At 52.6% G+C, this 16,859-nt stretch carries 17 protein-coding genes and 1 pseudogene; 12 read left to right on the plus strand and 6 right to left on the minus strand.

The features are described from left to right. Position 1 precedes the first annotated feature (1 nt). Together NTX59_01370 and NTX59_01375 are read right to left on the minus strand one after the other, a co-directional pair. Entirely contained in the window at positions 2-724 is a 723-nt protein-coding gene (locus tag NTX59_01370) for a ubiquinone/menaquinone biosynthesis methyltransferase (protein ID MCX5784318.1), read from the minus strand. A gap of 20 nt (positions 725-744) precedes the next feature. Continuing rightward, positions 745-918, minus strand: coding sequence for a hypothetical protein (locus tag NTX59_01375; protein MCX5784319.1), 174 nt, complete (start codon positions 916-918; stop codon positions 745-747). A gap of 360 nt (positions 919-1,278) precedes the next feature. Here NTX59_01375 and NTX59_01380 point away from each other — a divergent pair, with 360 nt between their 5' ends. Further along, positions 1,279-1,776, plus strand: a complete 498-nt coding sequence (locus NTX59_01380) for a hypothetical protein (protein MCX5784320.1) — start codon at positions 1,279-1,281, stop codon at positions 1,774-1,776. 1 nt (position 1,777) lies between these two features. Here the strand turns inward: NTX59_01380 and NTX59_01385 are convergent, their stop codons facing one another. Then, on the minus strand, positions 1,778-2,851 hold the full coding sequence (locus tag NTX59_01385; protein MCX5784321.1) for an ATP-binding protein: 1,074 nt from the start codon (positions 2,849-2,851) through the stop codon (positions 1,778-1,780). A 215-nt stretch (positions 2,852-3,066) separates the two neighbouring features. On the opposite strand from NTX59_01385, the gene pilM reads away from it, so the two are divergent. The 11 genes from pilM to NTX59_01440 all read left to right on the plus strand — a co-directional run bounded on the left by pilM (position 3,067) and on the right by NTX59_01440 (position 14,903). After that, complete coding sequence (gene pilM, locus NTX59_01390; protein MCX5784322.1) at positions 3,067-4,176, plus strand: type IV pilus assembly protein PilM; 1,110 nt, start codon at positions 3,067-3,069, stop codon at positions 4,174-4,176. Further along, complete coding sequence (locus NTX59_01395) at positions 4,173-4,724, plus strand: hypothetical protein (GenBank protein MCX5784323.1); 552 nt, start codon at positions 4,173-4,175, stop codon at positions 4,722-4,724. The genes pilM and NTX59_01395 overlap by 4 nt, the downstream gene beginning before the upstream one ends. Positions 4,725-4,728: 4 nt before the next feature. Continuing rightward, positions 4,729-5,280 carry a type 4a pilus biogenesis protein PilO gene (gene pilO, locus NTX59_01400; GenBank protein MCX5784324.1) on the plus strand — a complete coding sequence of 184 codons (552 nt, stop codon included), beginning with the start codon at positions 4,729-4,731 and terminating at the stop codon, positions 5,278-5,280. A 43-nt stretch (positions 5,281-5,323) separates the two neighbouring features. Beyond that, entirely contained in the window at positions 5,324-5,869 is a 546-nt protein-coding gene (locus NTX59_01405; protein ID MCX5784325.1) for a hypothetical protein, read from the plus strand. A gap of 2 nt (positions 5,870-5,871) precedes the next feature. Continuing rightward, a complete protein-coding gene (locus NTX59_01410) occupies positions 5,872-7,638 on the plus strand; it encodes an AMIN domain-containing protein (GenBank protein MCX5784326.1) in 1,767 nt (588 codons plus the stop codon). 555 nt (positions 7,639-8,193) lie between these two features. Further along, positions 8,194-9,129 (plus strand): O-antigen ligase family protein, encoded by a 936-nt coding sequence (locus NTX59_01415; protein ID MCX5784327.1) that lies wholly within the window; start codon positions 8,194-8,196, stop codon positions 9,127-9,129. A 7-nt stretch (positions 9,130-9,136) separates the two neighbouring features. Further along, positions 9,137-9,454, plus strand: coding sequence for a hypothetical protein (locus NTX59_01420; GenBank protein MCX5784328.1), 318 nt, complete (start codon positions 9,137-9,139; stop codon positions 9,452-9,454). Further along, positions 9,451-11,349 carry an O-antigen ligase family protein gene (locus tag NTX59_01425; protein MCX5784329.1) on the plus strand — a complete coding sequence of 633 codons (1,899 nt, stop codon included), beginning with the start codon at positions 9,451-9,453 and terminating at the stop codon, positions 11,347-11,349. The genes NTX59_01420 and NTX59_01425 overlap by 4 nt, the downstream gene beginning before the upstream one ends. Beyond that, on the plus strand, positions 11,295-12,575 hold the full coding sequence (locus NTX59_01430) for a phospholipase D-like domain-containing protein (protein ID MCX5784330.1): 1,281 nt from the start codon (positions 11,295-11,297) through the stop codon (positions 12,573-12,575). Before NTX59_01425 ends, NTX59_01430 begins: the two co-directional genes overlap by 55 nt. 104 nt (positions 12,576-12,679) lie before the next feature. Continuing rightward, positions 12,680-14,137 (plus strand): hypothetical protein, encoded by a 1,458-nt coding sequence (locus tag NTX59_01435; protein ID MCX5784331.1) that lies wholly within the window; start codon positions 12,680-12,682, stop codon positions 14,135-14,137. A 25-nt stretch (positions 14,138-14,162) separates the two neighbouring features. Then, entirely contained in the window at positions 14,163-14,903 is a 741-nt protein-coding gene (locus NTX59_01440) for an SAM-dependent methyltransferase (GenBank protein ID MCX5784332.1), read from the plus strand. Positions 14,904-14,948: 45 nt separating this feature from the next. On the opposite strand, the pseudogene NTX59_01445 reads toward NTX59_01440, so the two are convergent. The 3 genes and pseudogenes from NTX59_01445 to gatC form a co-directional block, all read right to left on the minus strand. Beyond that, positions 14,949-15,545 (minus strand): annotated as a pseudogene (locus NTX59_01445) (hypothetical protein). Between the two features lie 102 nt (positions 15,546-15,647). Beyond that, a complete protein-coding gene (locus NTX59_01450) occupies positions 15,648-16,073 on the minus strand; it encodes an NUDIX domain-containing protein (protein ID MCX5784333.1) in 426 nt (141 codons plus the stop codon). A 263-nt stretch (positions 16,074-16,336) separates the two neighbouring features. Further along, positions 16,337-16,654: an Asp-tRNA(Asn)/Glu-tRNA(Gln) amidotransferase subunit GatC gene (gene gatC, locus NTX59_01455; GenBank protein ID MCX5784334.1), complete on the minus strand. Its 318-nt coding sequence runs from the start codon at positions 16,652-16,654 to the stop codon at positions 16,337-16,339. Positions 16,655-16,859: the final 205 nt, after the last annotated feature.

The raw sequence follows: 16,859 nt of genomic DNA on the forward strand, positions 1-16,859 counted from the left end.
GTTACTTTGCCGCGGTGTGGACGGCTACCGCGCCGGGGAATAATATTTTATATGAGGGGGATTTAAATCCGGCTTCAAGGAGCAGGGCGGAAAATTCGTCCGCTCCGTAGAAGTCAAGAACGGTGTTTCTAAGGAAAGTATAGGAAGTCCTGCTCGCCGGCGAGACCAGGTTTAACAACCCTATAACCGTTTTTACATAGGCCCTGAAAATTAAATTAACCAGCGGATTCTCCGGCCTGGTGGTTTCAAGGTTGAGGAAAACCCCGCCGTCTTTCAGTACCCTCCCGAATTCCCGCAGGGCCCGGGTCATAAGCTGCCGGTCAATATTTAGGTTGCGCGCGGCGAAGGAAACCGTCACCAGGTCGAAGGCATTATCCGGAAAGGGCAGCGCCTTTGCCTCGGCCTCCACAAATTCTATTTTATCTGTTTTTGAGCGAGCCTTTGACAGCATGGCGCGGCTCAGGTCCGCGCCGGTAACTTTAAGCGCGCCGCCGTAGGTTTTATAAAGGACAATTGAAAAATCGCCGGTGCCCGCGCAGGCGTCAAGCGCTGTGGAAGCGTCCGGGGAAAGGGTTTTAAGGGTGTTTGCCGCGCGGACCCGCCACCAGCGGTCGAGGCCGAGCGTCAAAAAGGAGTTCGCGGACTCGTAAAAACGAAAAATGCCGTCATAAAACCCGGCGACGGCCAATTCTCTTGCTGACCGTGTCACGGTTTCATGCGGCATTTAACAACGCGGAGAAAAAATTATTTTTTCTCTTCTTTGGGTTCGTTTTCGGCCACGAATTTTTTTATGTCTTCTATGGCTTCAATTACGAGCCGGGCCTTAGACAGGCCGAAAGAAAACGGATATTTATCGTTTTCGTTCCTTTTAAGCACCAATACCGGCTGGCCTTTGAATTCGGTTCTTTCTACGATCATAAAACGTCCTCCACGCGCCGGCGGATTTGCCGTGCGCCCTAGTGGTCTTATCATAACACAAATAAGCTGAACATTTCAATATAATTTTAATAACGCCCGGCTGATTTTTAATTAACTGTTGCCAGGCGCCGGCTTTTTTAGTTATATTTCTATAACCCGAATCCTGCAAGTAAAGCCGATTTTCATCGGAAAATAGGCGGATAAAAAATCTATGATTCCCCGCAGGAGCGGGTCGTGAATTTCCAGCGCTATGCGCGTAAATTCACGAGGATGTATCCACCGCGCAGCGGTCCACGAGCACTGCGAGGGGGAATTCTTCAACTGAAGAATTCGGATAGTGGAACAGGCAAAAAGGGGTCTATGAATAAACAAGAATCGCTCAAAGCCTTGCTGGTAAAAGCCGTAAAGGTGCTGGTGGTGCTGTTGGCGCTTTTTTTGATTTCCTGGTTTATCGATATACTTCCGTTTGCCAAGTCCCTGCCTTTTTTTACGGATAAGCTGCCGGTGTCGGTTTTTCTGAATACCGTTATTTCTCTGCTGGCTTTAATGGCTTTCGTGGGTTTCGGTTCCGAAGCAAAGGAGCCCCTTGACAGCCTGCTTGAGCGCCTGGGCGGCGCCGGCGAGCTTTTTTCTCATATGGTCAAAATTCTGGCCCTGCTATTCGCCTACTACGCCTTTCAGGATGCGGTGTTTCCGTTTATCAGGAATTTTGAATGGATTTATCAGTCTTTGTTCCTGGCGGCTACAATGTTTTTTCTCGTCAAGGCGGGCCTGCTGGTTTATCGCGTAAGCGAAGAAATAAGCAGACTTCTGCTTTCTCTTTTTGAACCGTACAAAAAAGGCGATTCGGGAAAATGACTTAGGAAATTGACCCGCCCGCGGGCGCCGGAGCCGCGTCCAATAAAAAAGAAAATTTAACTGATTTCCCCTGCTCGGAAACAACATTGAGGCGGCTGCCGTGGGCCAGGAGTATTTCCTGGGAAATTTTAAGTCCCAGCCCGAAACCCTCAGCCGAGGCTTTTCCGTTTTCAGTCCTGTAAAAGGTGTCGAAAACTCTGGCAAGCTCTTCCCTGTTCAGGCCGCTTCCCGTATTCTCAACGGAAAAAAACGCTTTCCCTCCGCTTCCCGTTTCATGGCCCACGCTTAAGGTTATTTTACCGCCGGCCGGAGTGTATTTGATGGCGTTTCCTATAAGGTTGCTTACTACGAGCATCATAAGCTCCCTGTCCGCTTTGACCGGCAGCGGTTCCGGCGGCAATAATTTTTCTAAAATTATGTTTTTTTGCGTTATCTGGACTTCAAGGTTTTCAAGGCACTCCTGTATCAGCTCCCTGAGGGGGAAGAAGGAAAACTCAATTCTCAGCTTTCCCGCCTCTATGCGCGCCGAGTTCAAAATATTTTTCACAAACATTTTAAGCGCTCTCTGCGTGCCTTCGGCCGTTTCATAAAGCTTCATCCTCAGCGGCTCGCCCGCCGCCGCGTCCGTCTCCCGCAAAAGGAATGAACTGCCTATGAGGCTTGTGAGAGCGTTATTAAATTCATGGCTCACCATATGGAGGAGCTTCGATTTCATTTCGGAGGTTTCGCGCTCTTTTTTGAGAGCGCCGGAAATAAGCGTAAGCAGGCGTGAAACTAAAACAAAAAAAACCGTCACGATCAGCGCGTTCCAGTACGGCACCAGGGGGTGTGAATAGTAGCGTTCTATAAGACCGTAATCCAGCAGGAACCAGGCGAGGCCGGAGGCTATGGCAAATATCATTCCCCAGGCGGAACCGGCGCGCCAGGTGGCAAATCCTATGGGGATAAGGTAAAAGACCGAGATTGAAATTTCGTAGCCGGTCCCGTAATCAAGCAGGCCTATAAAGATCAACAGCAGCGTGCACAGGAGCAGGGCCGATTTTTTTGAAGCGAAGAGTTCGGGGGTTTTTATCATAAAGGCGCCGTCGCCGCCGGATAATTTTCACATTTAGCGGCCTTTACTGTCAATACCTGTTCCCCCGCGCGGGCCGTTGCCGCTGAAAACGCAGAAATAACTTGACAATATACTGGCACGCTTGTAATAATTATATAACATTGACTTATTAAGATATTGGCGCCGTCAGAAGAGAAGTTGCGCTTAAAAATTGTTTTTTACAGTTAAAAGACTGAATGATTCCAAATCTGGTAAAACTGCTGTTCCCCGTAAAAGACATAGTGGGTGTTGACATAGGCAGCTATTCCATAAAAATAGTGTGTTTCACGCAGGACAAAAAACACCTTAAGCTCAAGGCTTGGGGTTATATTCCGCTGGCCATAAAATCGGACGTACCGCCTGAAGAGAAAAAAACCATCATTGCGCAGGAAATCAAAGACTATCTGAAAAAAAAGAGCATACAGGCCAGGTATGCGGCGGCTTCCGTCTCCGGTAACGCCGTTATAGTGCGCTATGTCAGGCTGCCAAAGCTTTCCCCGAAGGAGCTCGCGCTGACCATAAATGTGGAGGCCGAACCGTTTATTCCCTTTGACATAAAAGACGTCAACCTCACCTATCATATCCTCGACGACATCATCGAAGAGGGCCAGTCGAAGATGGAAACGATGCTGGTGGCGGCAAAAAGAGACTCCGTAAACGATAAAATAAACATACTTTTGGCGGCCGGGCTTGAGCCGTTGATAATAGACGTGGACTCTTTCGCCCTTGAAACGCTTTACGATAAACTTTATCCGGCTCCGGAGGGCAACGCCGCGCTTATCCTCAATATCGGCCATATGGTGACCAACCTTTCCATCGTGGCGCAGGGCGTTACCCGCGTGGTGCGCGACATTTTCATTGCCGGCGCCACTTTTGACAAGGCCATCGCAAAAGCTCTTAAGGTGGACGTGCAGACCGCCGCCGCGGCAAAGAAGAAAAAATGTCTGCTGGTGTCCGACGAGGATAAAGAGGCGGCCATAGGCGATTTTAACAAGGAAGGTGTTGCCGTTTCCAGGGCCGCCGCGGGTGTGTTGAAGGATCTGTACACCGAGGTGTCCCGCTCCATAGATTTTTATCTCTCGCAGGGCGCGGAGCATTCCATATCAAAGATATATCTCTCCGGCGGCATCGCCAACCTTGCCAACATAGAAAAATTTCTGTCGGTCGGATTCAAGGTGCCGGTGGAAGTGATAAATCCTTTCGCTTTTCTGGGCGAGCAGGTCAGGAATGTTCCGGCCGATGTGCTGCCCGCGCTCGCTGTGGCAACGGGACTTGCGCTGCGCAGGCTTCAGGACTGGGAAAAATGATAAGAATAAATCTCATTCCGCCCGGGTATATAGCCAACATTAACCGCAGGGTTATTATTGCCAAGATCGTTCTGGGAGCTGTGCTGGCGTTTGCTGTGGTGACCCTGCTTTCGCTTTGGCAGATCACGAGGGCGGGGGCTCTTAAATCAACCCTGGCCAAGCGCGAGACGGAACTTCAATCGCTGCAGGGCGATGTTCAAAAGGTAAATGCCATAGAAGCGAATATAGCCGAGGTTCAGCGCTACCTTGACGCCATAAACCACATAACCAACGGGCGCTTTATTTACACCAAATTCCTGCAGGAAACCGCGCGCGATCTGCCGGCCACTATCTGGTTTACCTCCATAAATACCTCGCTGGCCGGCGATATGATGGGGGTCACCTTCGCGGTTCAATCCCGGTCCGCCTACGATCTGGCTGACTGGCTCAACGCGCTTGAAACAAAAGCGGGGTATTCCAGCGTTAATCTGAGCGGGATAACGATCGCGAAAAACGACCTGGGAAAGATTTTCAGCACCCAGGTTACGCTGAAGTGCGCCACCAAGTAAACTTATGGACAAGATAAAGCTTACGAAGGAACAGATAACGCAAATAGCGGCGGGCGTGTTTTTTGGCGGACTTTTTATTTTCGCTTACCTGAATTATTTCTGGCTGCCGCTTTCAAAGACTATAACTGAGAATATCAGTAAGGTCGCTTCACTGGAGAGCGAAATAAACAAAGCCAAAATGCTGAAGGCGAAGTATAAAGACCTGGAAGCCAAGCTTGAGTCGCTGAAGTCCCAAAAGGAAGCGGCGCAGAAGAAACTGCCGCATGACAGGAAATTGCCGGACCTGCTGCGCACTATTATCAATTTAAGTAAAGTGTACAAGGTGAACATTCAGTCCATCAGTTCGCCGGCAAGCGGCAAAGAGGCGTATTTTATCAAGGCTTCATACCAGATAAGCGTACTCTGCGACTATCATGCTTTAGGCCGGTTCATGACAGCCCTGGGGCTTGAGGAGAGGATCATGACCACGGAAAACCTGACTATATCGGCCACGCCGGGCTCCGACACCTCGATTTCAGCCTCTTTCACGCTGGTGGTGTTCCAGTATAACGGCTAGGCCGTCCGACAAGGCACAGCCATAGGCTAGACAAGGAAATTTTATGCTCCGCTTTTTTTTGTTTTTCATGGTTTTGTCCGCTCCGGCCGGGGCCCGGCCAGCCGTACCAATTCCGTTGGGCATGGGGACCAAGGGAGCCGTATCGACTCCGGCGGCCGCGGCGGCCCAGGTAGCCGTATCGACTCCGGCGGCCGCAGCGGCCCAGGTGGCCGTGTCAACTCCGGGAGCCACGGTGGCCCAGCTGTATCCCGGCCTTGGCCGCGATCCGCTGGTTCCTTCCACCGTGTTCGGCGGCCAGGCCGGATTGGACCAGGCGCAGAGCAGCCCTGTGACGGTAAGCTCTTTCAGCATTAATAATTTGAGCCTTACCGGCATTATGGAAGATTCCGGCGGCAAACAAGCCCTGCTTGCCGATATCGTCAACGGCAAGGTTTATACCCTGAAGGCTGGCAGGCTGCTTGACTCTAAAAAAAAGCCGGTTCCCGGAGTGTCCGGGGTTATCAAGGGTAAGCAGATCATACTTTTAACCAACGATAAAAAGATCCGTCAAATCGATCTTCGCGAGAAAAAACAGACACTGGAGAACTGAAAATGAAAAAACCCCTCTCTTTGCTGGTTATGGCGGTATTTTTAACGCAGAATTTGCCGGTGCTTTACGCTGTTGAAAACGCCACTGTTAAATCGGTCCGCGTATCCGCGGAGAGCGTTTATATCGCCACCGACAAGCCTGTGAAATACAGGGCTTTTATCATGGGCACGCCGCCAAAACTTGTGGTTGAATTAATGGGTGCGCGCCTGAAAACGCTCGAAGATATACCGGTAAACGGCTCGCTCCTTAAAAGGGTGCGTACCGGCCAGTTTCAGACAAGCCCTGTCAGTATTTCCCGTGTGGTCCTTGAACTCTCTCAAAAAGCGGCTTATGAAATAACCCGCGAGGGAGAGGAACTGGTGGTAATGCTTGGCGGCAGGCCGGCGCAGGCAAAGCCCGCGGTGAAAGACACTCAGGGCGGAGCGGCTCCTGCCGGAGTGACGGTCATCACGCCCTCCGACAGCGCGGCCCCGGCCAAGCCGGTGGAATTGAAAATGGAGCCGGCGCGGGTTTTGCCTGAAGATCTTTCAAGAGAAAGCGTGCCGGTCATCACGCCCAAAAAAACACAGCCGGCGCATTCGCCTTCCCGCAGCATCATGGAAAGTCTTTCCCGCGAGCCGATCAGTTTCGATTATAACGAAGCCAGCGTGCGCGAGGTGATAGGCATGATGGCGGCTAAGGCCGGAGTAAATGTAATTTACTCCGACGATGTTTCCGGCTCAATAACGATAAACCTTAACAGGGTGCCTTTTGACGAGGCGTTTAAAACCATACTGGACGGGAAAGGCCTTACCGCGCAGCAGGTGGGGGACAATATTTTAAGGATAGCCACCCCGCAGACTTTTATGGCCGAGCAGAAAAAAGCCATGCTCCAGACCAGGATATTTTTTCTCAACTACTCCAAAGCCGCCGAAGTGAAAGTTCAGGTGGAAGCCGTTACCGCAGCCGAAAACCGCACAGCCCACTGTGTGGTGGACCTGGCCAATAACGCGCTTATCATCACCGACACTCCCATGGGTCTTGAAGGAACGGCCCGCCTGCTTAAGAACCTGGATCGCGTACCCAAACAGGTGATGATAGAGGTGAAACTGGTGGAGGTAACGCTTGACAACTCTTTCGAACTGGGAGTGGACTGGAATTTTGCAAACAAGACTAACGGCACTTCCGGCGAGGTTTATATGGCCGGACCGACGCCCGGAGCCGGAACGATGGCCGGCTCTTTCACACTGGGAAAGGTCCTCGCTAATTCCTCGTTCAACGCGGTCATATCCGCCGCCGTTAAGAAGAACAAAGCCAAGATCCTTTCAGACCCGAAAGTGGCCACTTTGAACAATAAAGAGGCCAGTATAGATATCACGGATCAGACTTCCTATGACCAGCAGACAGTTACCAACGTCAGCGGCGTGAACACCATTACCCATGCATTCTCTAACGTTGTCACCGGCATAACTCTTAAGGTGACGCCTACAATAAATTCGGACGGCCGTATTACCATGCATATCGTCCCTTCAGTAAGCCAGCCCAGCGCCGGACTTCCCGGTGCGCCTCCCAATGTCGCCACCAGGGGCACCGATACCAACGTGGTAGTGCGCGATGGAGAGACCATAGTCATTGGCGGGCTGATACATGATAACCAGGCGGATGTGGTTTATAAAATACCCATTTTGGGCGATATCCCGCTGCTTGGCTATGTCTTCAGGAAAAAGAGCGTTACCAGAACCAGAGTGGAACTGCTTATTTTTGTGACTCCGACAGTTATAGCGGATTAGCCCTAAAATCGCGGTTGACGGGGAACCCGCCAGGCATCGGGACAGCTGGACGGCTAGGCAGCTAAAATGCGGAATACCTAAAAAGCCGTCCAGCCGGCAGTCAAGCTGCCCCGCATTAACCCGAGGGACGGTCGTTTGCGGGCCAGTGGTGCTGTCCGCGACTGAGGCCTTTGGCCGTCCGCCATAGGTCTTGATACGGCACCTCCAGAGGATTGAAGGATGAGGCAAAGAACACATCAAAGGCAAAAATTGTTTTTTCATTCCTTCTCCCTTATCACTCATCCCTCCGGATCCCGACCGGGGAATTTGGGCTAGATGCTTGTCTTTCCGTTCTTTTCTGTCCTGGCTTTTGCCCCGCTTCTACAGGGCCTCTTTGATTTTCCTCTCCAAACCGCCTTCCAGGCGATAATATTTTTTTCCTGCCTTTTATGGTTTTTGTCCGCGCTAAAGCACGCTCAATTGCCGTCTGATTTGTTGTCAAGGCGCCAGTTGGCTTGCGCTCCTGTGCTCCTGTGCTCCTGTGTTCTTGCCGTTCTGGCGCTTTCCTTTTTTTCCATGTTCGCAAGCCCGGTGCGGGCGCTGGTGTGGCCCGAGTGGGGCAATTTAGCGGCCGGGCTCCTGATTTTTATTTTTTCCGGCTTTCTTCGCCCTGAAGAGCGTAACAGAACAGACCGCGCTCTGCGGATCGCGGCCTGGGGAACGGCGGCCCTTGCCGGCGTTCAAGCCCTCGTTTTAAAAAGTCCGCAGGTCTCCGCTTCTCTCACAAACCCGAATGCCCTCGCGCTTTTCGTGGTAATGCTTTTGCCTTTGGCGGCGTCCTGGAAAGACTGGTGGCTTGCCGGAGCTTTACTGGTGCTTTTGATCTGGACGCAATCCGCGGGCGCGGCTATCGCGCTGATCTCCGCCGCCGGCTTTTACATGCATCAGTCGTTCGGGCGCGCTGAGTTGAAAAAAAATCTGCCGATTTTTGTCCTGCTCGCCATAGCGCTTGTCCTGGTGATTTCCCAGGTTCCGACGCAGTCATTCATCCACCGCCTTCTTTGGTGGAAAAGCGCCGTGCTGATGTTTCTCTCTAATCCATTTTTGGGTTTCGGCCATGCCGCTTTTACGTTCGTCTATCCCGCTTACAGGGGGGCGATACCCGGCGACATCGGTTCAATTTACGCCCACAGTTATTATCTTGAATTTCTGGCTGAAAACGGGCTTTTTTGCGCCGCGCTCTGGTTCGGGCTTTTGGTTTATGCGGTTAAAAAAAAGACGGGACTGGCGAAATATTCGCTTATTGCCGCCCTGGCCCACGGTGTAATTGACTTCGGGCTTTCAGTGCCGGCTAATTTTTGGATTTTCTGCTACCTCGCGGCGCCGGACAACCGGGAGCACAGGAGCACAGGAGCACAGGAGCACAAGCGCACAAGTAAGAGGCGGGCTGGCCTTTTCAGCAGCCGCGACCGTGCTCGCCGCGGCCTGGCTGAATTTGTGTTTTACGCATAATCGGGCTTTGCGCGCGCAGGCGGCCGCCGTTTCATTTTACGCCGGGCGGGATTTTACGGCCGCTGAAAATAAATTTAAAAAAGCCCTTGAAATTGAAAACGGCCCGGCGCCGCTTGAGGCGCTTGGAGAAATAGAATTCCGGCTCGCTTCCGAAAGAAAAGACAAGGGGGCGCTTTTTTCCGCCGCCGTGTTTTTTGAGCGCGCGCTTATTCTAAACCCCTACAGCGCGTCAGCGTACAGGAATCTGGCCGCTGTTTACCGCGCGGCAGGGGAAGATAAACTGCTAAAGGGCCTTGAGGAAAGAAAAAAGAGGATATTCAGATGAGCGCCGCGAAGACGCTGTTGAAAGAAAAGGTCCGGGGCTGCGCTCCGGCTTTCTTTCTGCTGTTTGCCTGCTCCCTTTCAGGCCTCAGGGGCGCCATGAGCTGGGAGGTGTTCGCGCTGGCGGTTTTTTGCCTGGCTGTTTTTTTCAGAGAGGAAGGCTTCGCGCTCCCGGGCGGACTCTGGCCGTGGTTCTTCGGCTGGCTCGGTATCGCTTCGGTTTTTTCACTTGAGCCGCTTAATTCGCTGTCCCAGTTCTCAAAATATCTGGTTTTCGCGTTTTTTCTCTCTTTAACTTCCCAGTGCGGCAAAACCTCAGTCTCTGACAGTGTCATGGGCGCAGAAACGGGGAGGGCCCCGCACTTTGGCCCTTTCGGAAAAAGTGCGGGGGGGCCCTGGCTGCTAGCGCTTTTTGGCGCCGCGCTGATCTGCGCTTTTGTCGTTTTTTATCAGCGGCTCTCGGGTGCCGGAGTTTACGGTGTTTCCGGCTTCAACCCTAACTATTGCGCGGCTTTCATGGCCGGGGCTTTTGCAGCCGCGTGGGTATTTATGTTTTCAGCCGCGGACGGCGCCATAGGCCCGCGGCAGACCCCGCACTTTGGCCCTTTCGGAAAAAGTGCGGGGCAGGCCAGTGTCCCGGAAAAAGAAATCAGGCATAAAATGTTTTATGGTCTGCTTTCCGCGGTTTTCATTTCAGGAATAATCGCCGCCAATTCCCGCGGGGCGCTTATGGCTTCAATAGTCGCCGCCGCGGCCTGGCTTATAACAAGTAAAAAATGGCGGGTTCTGCTTTATCTGGCCGCCGCGCTCTCTTTGACAGCGGCGCTTTTCCCCGAGGAATGGCTTTCTTTTTTGTTTAAAGCTGAAGATCCCCGGGCCTACGCGCGCGTTTGGATATGGGGCAGCGCCCTTGAAGCCGCGCTCGCCCGGCCCTTCTTCGGCTTTGGCCCCGGGCTGTTCGAACGGGCCTTTGAACTTTTTAAGTTTCCTTATTTCAACGGTATTTCATACTACGGTCATTCCACCATTCACGCCCATAGCGAGGTTTTGAATCTGGCGGCCGAGGCCGGCCTCCCCGCCGCCGTTCTTTTTCTTGGGGCGGTGTTTTATTCCGTTAAAGAAAAAAGCCGCGATGCCTTTGCGGCGGCTATGAAATTCTGCGCGCTCGCGCTTCTGGTCCAGGGGACTTTTGATATAGTGTTATATTCAGGGGCGGTGTCGCTTTTATTCTTTGGTTCCCTCGGCTTTGCCGCCGGCGGGCCCCGGCACGAAGGCGCTTGCGGAAAATCGACCGGGCGATCGCGGCCCATATTGCTTATCTTCGGCGTTTTATGTGTTTTGAGCCTTGCTTCGCGGGTTATTTTTGAGCGGGATTTCTCCCTGGCCCTGCGGCCCGGAGCGGACCCGGCGCAAAGCGCGGCGGCGCTTCGGCGGGCCCTGGTTTTTGCCCCTTATGATAAAGACCTGCTTCTTCGGGCCGCGCGGGCGCGGCTGCTGTCATCCGGCAATTACGCTTACGCGGCGGCCTTTGTTGAAAACGCTGCCGTCTTTTGCCCGAAAGATCCGAGGTTCCCGTATCTTGCGGCCGAGGCCTTCATTTACGGCGCTAACGCTCCGGCGGCTTATAGCAGGCTTGATAAGGCTCTTGTTCTTGAGCCGGAGTTCCTGGCGGCGAGGGTTGCTTTGGCCCGCCTGCTTTATTCCGACGGCAAATTAAAGGCCGCGGCCGCGCAGGCCGCTATCGCAGAAAAAACAGCCTCGCAAAGCCGGCGGCAGTACTCCGTTTACGACATGCTGCTTATAAACTTTGATCTGGAAGCCTTTAAGGACTTAAAAAAAGAAATATGGAAGAAAAGAGCGGTTGGGAAAAATATTGTTTCAGGCAGACCGGCTCGATAAGCGGCAACAGTGTCCGGCTGCTTAAAAACGGCGAAGAGGCCTTTGGCGAAATGATCGAAGCCGTAAAAGCCGCCAAAGAGTATCTCTTGCTGGAATTTTACGCTTTCGCCGATGACGCCGCCGGGCGGCTTTTTGCCGCGCTGCTTAAAGAAAAAATGCGCCAGGGGGTGCGGGTTTACCTTATCCGCGACGGGGTGGGTTCCATACTTACCGACCAGGACTTCTTTTCCGGCCTTGCCGCCGAGGGGGCAGGAGTCGCGGAATTCCGTCCTTGGGTGCATTGGAAGCCCTACTGGAACTGGATAAAGCGCGACCACAGAAAAATTCTTTGCATGGACGGGGCAGCGGCCTTCGTGGGCGGTTTTAATATTACCGAAGCCGACCTGCCGCGCTCGCTCGGCGGACGCGGCTGGAAAGACGCGCAGGTGCGTGTGGAAGGGCCGGCGGTCGCGGAGATAGAGAAGCTTTTTTGGGAATCCTGGTCCTCAAGCCGGCAGACCGCCGCTCTTTCGGGCGAACCTGAAAGAAGCGGGGGGGCTGCGACGGAGCCGGGCGGCAAGGAGGGCGTCTGCCCGCCGCCTGTCTGGCGGCACTCAAAAGAGCATCTGGCCGGCAACCCCGCCGCCTGCCTGCGGACCGGAGCTGTGTCCGGCGATACGCAAACGGGCAGCCGGGGGAATGTTCCGGTTTCCATAGTTTCCGCTTCCGGTATAAGGAACTTCATGTCTATCAGGCGCAGTTACAGGTATGCCATAGACATGGCCGAAGATTATATTTATATCACCAACGCCTACTTTCTGCCGGACCGCCTTATTTACCGCCGTCTGATCAGGGCGGTGCGCCGCGGGGTGGATGTGCGCATCATAGCGCCCCTTAAAACGGACCATCCTTATGTGCGCTGGGCTTCCTGGGCAATGTACGCCCACATGCTGAAAAACGGCATAAGGCTGTACGAATGGCAGGGTGAAATTTTACATTCCAAGATCGCCGTTATTGACGGGCTGTGGTCTTCGGTAGGCAGCCATAACCTGGACCACAGGAGCCTGCATTACAACCTGGAACTGAATGTTAATGTTTTTAACAGAAAATTCGGCTCGGAAGTGAGGCGGCTTTTTATGGAGGATATTAAAGGCTCAAAGGAATTGACGCTCTCCATAGTGCGTTCGCGGCCCCTGCTTTCAAAGGCGGCAAGCAAACTGCTTTATCTCTTCAGGTCATTCGGCTGAATTTTTCGGCAAGGCTGAAGGCATAAGGCTGAGGGTTGAAGGGTTACAAGGAAATTTCCTCAACTTCAGCCTTAAGCCTTATATCAATGGAAGCTGAAATATCAATGGATATAAAAAGACGGAAACTAAACATCTTGTCGTTGCTTTCTGTTCCTTTAATCGTTTTTTTGTTTTTTTGCTTCGCTTTTCCCGCCCCGGCTTTCAGCCTGGAACAGGATATAAAGCCGGCAAATGTCAACGAAGCCGAATACTCGGCGTTGAAAGACAGGTTGAGCGTAAGCCTGTTCTTCCGGGGGGAACTGGCGGATAAGATCATGGACGCCGGTCTGCAAAACCGTCTCTTGAAACTGGACGGAGGGGAAACCCGCGCCCAGATAAGGGAAGCGCTGTTAAACTGGATTAAAAAAAACCCGGACAAAGCCGCAAACCTTTATTTTTATCTGAGCCGCGGCGGGTCCCCCGGCGCAATGCCCGCTGAAATAAAATATTCCATATCTTCCTGGAAAATACACCCGCGCTTTTTGGGGCTGATAAACGCGCTTATAACGGCGGCCGGGGACAAGAAGGTGTCGGACGAAACTTTAAACTTGGCGGCTGACCGGCTTTTTGGAGGACCTCAGGTTTCCCCGGAGGCGGGAGGGGTTGAACCAGGCCCCGCCCGGACGGAAGAAACCGCTTTCTTTTCCGGCTATGCCGATTACAAGCTTAACCGCGCGGGGCTTGAAAGAGAGCTTAAGAACCTGCGGACATGGACCGACTCCCTGCGGGACGGCTTTGAACCGGCTGAGGCGTCCAAGCCGCTTGCGCAGTTTTTTGAAGAAACCTTTTCCGCCTACGGGTCTTTTGCCGCGTCAGCCTCGGCCTTGAAGCCGCGAAGCGCCCTTACCGCCGAAGAATCCGCAGGCCTTGAAAAAGAGAGACGTTTTTTAAGGGGCAAATTAGCCGCGCTCACTCTGCGTGAACTGGCCGCGGGGGTTAACAGGGCCGTCAGGGGGCTCGGCGTGGAAGACGCGGAACTTTTCCGGGAAGCAAAGGCCTTATCCGTAAATCTTGAGAAAGCGGCGGGGGATTTTGAAGCGGGCCGCGGCGCCCCGGGCAACATGAGCAGTGTTCTGCCTGCGGTCGGCCGTGACTGCGCGGTTTTTTGTGCGAGAGCCGGGGCCGCGAAATCCCTGGCAGTTCTGCGCGTCCGCCGTAGGCGGACGGCCGGGTTTTCCTGCCTATACGATTATTTATCCTGGCTGTGCTTTGAACGGTTTTACCCGGCCGGAGAGTATGTTCGGGCCCGATGCGCGCTTCAGGGCGGCGAAGCCCTGCTTCGGCGCGCGCGGGCGCGGCTTGACCAAGGCGATATTGAGGACGGGAGCGGCGACCTGTCGGCCGAGCTGGCGGAGTTCATCGGTTCGCTTGAGACCGTTGAAAAAATTTCCGCCTTCAATAAGCGCGCGCAGTTTTTTTTATGGGGGCTGGTTTTCAGGCCGGCTGAAATTGAGGCTTCAGTTTCGGCCGGAAAATTAAGCTTTAAACCCGCGTTCACTTTTTTCAGGCTTGCGGGCGGATAGGGAATAGCGAATGGCGAATAGTAACATGAAAAAAGAAAAGAAAAGAAAAACGCTTTATATATTTTCCTACGGCATCAGGCCCTCGCAGATAACGCTTGAAACGCTGTCCGCTCTTAAAAAATGCGATCTGGTGTTTTCCCACAGCCTTGAAGGCGGGGCGGGGGATTTTATATCAGGAGCATGTAAAGAATTCCGCATGCTCAGGGAATTAGATCAGCGGCAAACAGTCAATTCGGTGAAAAAGGCGTTCCTGACGCGCGGGACCGTCGGTTTTCTCACTTACGGGAATCCGTTTTTCCTTAATGCCACCACGGCGCTTATCAATATGGAAATGAAGAGAGCCGGTATTTGTGTGCGGGTAATGCCAGCGGTTTCTTCTTTTGACGCTATAATTAACCTCATGGATTTAAATAAATATTCCGCCTCCGGTCTGCGCCTGGTTGAATTGGCGACCGTAATGGAGGATGTCCCTCTGACGCCGGAAATGGACACACTGTTTTTTGTGGTCGGGGAGCTTAATCTCAAGGAAAATGACCGGCACAGGGAAAGATTCTTTGAAAAGTTAAAAAAAACCTATCCCGGCGCCCAAGCCGCCGTTCTTATAAATTGCGCGTGCATTGGCGACGAGTCCGGCAGGTTAATTAAGACCAGCGTGGCCCGGCTTAAAAAAGCTTTTGGCAGGGCCGATAAAGTTACGACCTTGTTTATTCCAGCAGTAACTAACAACGCCATAGGCCATAGGCAAAAAGGCTGCCATAAGCTTTAGGCAGTAGGCCATACGCTTTTTAGAAATTTCCTTATAACTTATGGCCTCTCTGGCCCAGGCCTCTGTCTGCGCGGCATCGTTTATCTGTGCCAGGCCCAGTTCGCCCAGCAGAGTCCCGGGGTCTTTGCCGGTTTCCCAAGACTTGGCAAAAAGGGTTTTGGCGGCTGAAGCCGAAGCCGCCCCCACTGTCACCAACCCCGCCAGCGCAACCACGCTGGCCGGTAAAATGGTTTTTGAAAGATAGTCTTCCGGCTTTATTTTTAATTCGTTGGCGCGGGCTATGCGTATTGTTTTTGACCCGGAAGGCTTCAGGTCTATTTCAATACTCCCTGCCTCGCAGAGCGGCCGGTCGAACTGAGACACCTGGTATGATTTGGGCAGGTCCGGATAAAAATAATTTTTACGGGTAAAAATGGAAACTTCGTTTACACGGCAGTTAAGGGCGATACCCGCCTTAACGCCCAGCTCCACCGCTTTTTTATTGGCAGCGGGCATTGTGCCCGGCTGGCCGGTGCACACCGGGCAAATAGAGGAATTGGCCCGGGCCGCGTAGTCCGCCTGAGGGCATGAGCAGAACATTTTTGAGGCGGTGTTAAGCTGCGCGTGCGTTTCAAGGCCGATGAGAGTTTCAAATGAGCTCATGGGGTTTGTGGTACTGCTCAGGTAGACAGAATCCAGAAGTCAGTAGCCAGAATTCGGATTACTGGATTCTGAATTCTGACTTCTGTCTACTGTAATATTTACTTAAATCTTTGAGTAGTCTTCCAGAAGTTCCAGCAGCTGGAAATCGCTCGGATACGTGAGAAAAGATCCCGCCTCCGCCAGCGCGCACCATTTCATGTCGAAGATCTCGTCCGGCGTTTTCGGTATCCCGTCCCCGCCGACGCGTTTCATCAGATACCAGCGTACGTCTTTGTTCACCGGGATGCCGTTCCTGACGAACGAGTATTCGGCCTTATAGAGTTCGCGGGCTATCTCGCAATAAAAGCCGGTTTCTTCCACCACTTCCCTTAAAGCCGCCGCTTCGGCGGCTTCCCCGTCTTCCAGGTGGCCTTTCGGGAAAGTCCAGACTTTTTCGCCTTTAAGGTTAGACATCAATATCAGAAGGACCCTTCCGTCTTCAAAAATTACACCGCCGGCTGAGTGTTCGCGCTTTGTTTCAGACGACATTATTCAGCTCCTTAGGGCTTGTAGCGGAATAATATGAGCGTTTGGAGGCCCAGATTTGAGCCGGATGCAAGGCGCGACGAGGGAGCATAGTGGGACCTATGTGACTGAGGAGGAACGCGGCAGCCGGTTCAAAGATGGGCCTCCCCCGGGGGGCTGACCGCTTTTGGGCTGCGCCTTTGCGGCATTGCGCTAATGTACGTGTAGTACATGTCGCTTCATGCTGCTTCGGCTCGCTCCAAAATCGGTTCAGCCAAATGTTCATATTATTTCGTTACAAGTCCGTATAGTTTCAAATAGCAAGCTTTCATTAAATCGTTTTCGCGCTGCGGCGCGTTTTTTAAAATGGCTTCCCTGTCGGGGAAAAGTTCCGGTTTGTCTTCGCGCAGCACATTCTCAAGGCCGAGGATATGCGCCGTGGGCTCGATACCGGAAGTGTCGGCGGAATTCAGTTCTTCCATCCAGAAAAGAATCTTTTTCAGCTGGCCGGCATAAAGGTTTTCTTCTTCTTCCGTCAGTCCCAGCCGCGCCAGTTCCGCTATATATTCCACGTCTTTTTTTGTTATTTCCGTAAATTTTATCATTAAGGTTCAGGTCACCGGTGCCTGCCTTCATATTGGCACCTCAGTGGCGGTTATTATGCTTTCTTATACTATGTATTTAACATTGTATATGTCAATTATAAACCTTGCTGACAAAACGATTCTCCCAACTTGACAGATTTCGGTGTATTACATAATATAGAAGAATCATTAATGCGGGGGTTTGGTATCTTCAGGAAAAGATCAC

The sequence above is a fragment of the Elusimicrobiota bacterium genome (assembly GCA_026388155.1).
In the GTDB taxonomy this organism is placed as follows: domain Bacteria; phylum Elusimicrobiota; class Elusimicrobia; order Elusimicrobiales; family UBA9959; genus UBA9634.

Bases quoted from the DNA above. Each gene is read 5' to 3' on its own strand.
- gatC (MCX5784334.1), bottom strand. From the start codon at position 16,654: ATGATAAAATTTACGGAAATAACAAAAAAAGACGTGGAATATATAGCG.
- NTX59_01425 (MCX5784329.1), top strand. From the start codon at position 9,451: ATGAGCGCCGCGAAGACGCTGTTGAAAGAAAAGGTCCGGGGCTGCGCT.
- NTX59_01415 (MCX5784327.1), top strand. From the start codon at position 8,194: ATGTTCGCAAGCCCGGTGCGGGCGCTGGTGTGGCCCGAGTGGGGCAAT.
- NTX59_01375 (MCX5784319.1), bottom strand. From the start codon at position 918: ATGATCGTAGAAAGAACCGAATTCAAAGGCCAGCCGGTATTGGTGCTT.
- NTX59_01435 (MCX5784331.1), top strand. From the start codon at position 12,680: ATGGATATAAAAAGACGGAAACTAAACATCTTGTCGTTGCTTTCTGTT.
- NTX59_01440 (MCX5784332.1), top strand. From the start codon at position 14,163: ATGAAAAAAGAAAAGAAAAGAAAAACGCTTTATATATTTTCCTACGGC.
- NTX59_01410 (MCX5784326.1), top strand. From the start codon at position 5,872: ATGAAAAAACCCCTCTCTTTGCTGGTTATGGCGGTATTTTTAACGCAG.
- NTX59_01380 (MCX5784320.1), top strand. From the start codon at position 1,279: ATGAATAAACAAGAATCGCTCAAAGCCTTGCTGGTAAAAGCCGTAAAG.
- NTX59_01385 (MCX5784321.1), bottom strand. From the start codon at position 2,851: ATGATAAAAACCCCCGAACTCTTCGCTTCAAAAAAATCGGCCCTGCTC.
- pilM (MCX5784322.1), top strand. From the start codon at position 3,067: ATGATTCCAAATCTGGTAAAACTGCTGTTCCCCGTAAAAGACATAGTG.
- NTX59_01395 (MCX5784323.1), top strand. From the start codon at position 4,173: ATGATAAGAATAAATCTCATTCCGCCCGGGTATATAGCCAACATTAAC.
- NTX59_01450 (MCX5784333.1), bottom strand. From the start codon at position 16,073: ATGTCGTCTGAAACAAAGCGCGAACACTCAGCCGGCGGTGTAATTTTT.
- NTX59_01370 (MCX5784318.1), bottom strand. From the start codon at position 724: ATGCCGCATGAAACCGTGACACGGTCAGCAAGAGAATTGGCCGTCGCC.
- pilO (MCX5784324.1), top strand. From the start codon at position 4,729: ATGGACAAGATAAAGCTTACGAAGGAACAGATAACGCAAATAGCGGCG.
- NTX59_01405 (MCX5784325.1), top strand. From the start codon at position 5,324: ATGCTCCGCTTTTTTTTGTTTTTCATGGTTTTGTCCGCTCCGGCCGGG.
- NTX59_01430 (MCX5784330.1), top strand. From the start codon at position 11,295: ATGGAAGAAAAGAGCGGTTGGGAAAAATATTGTTTCAGGCAGACCGGC.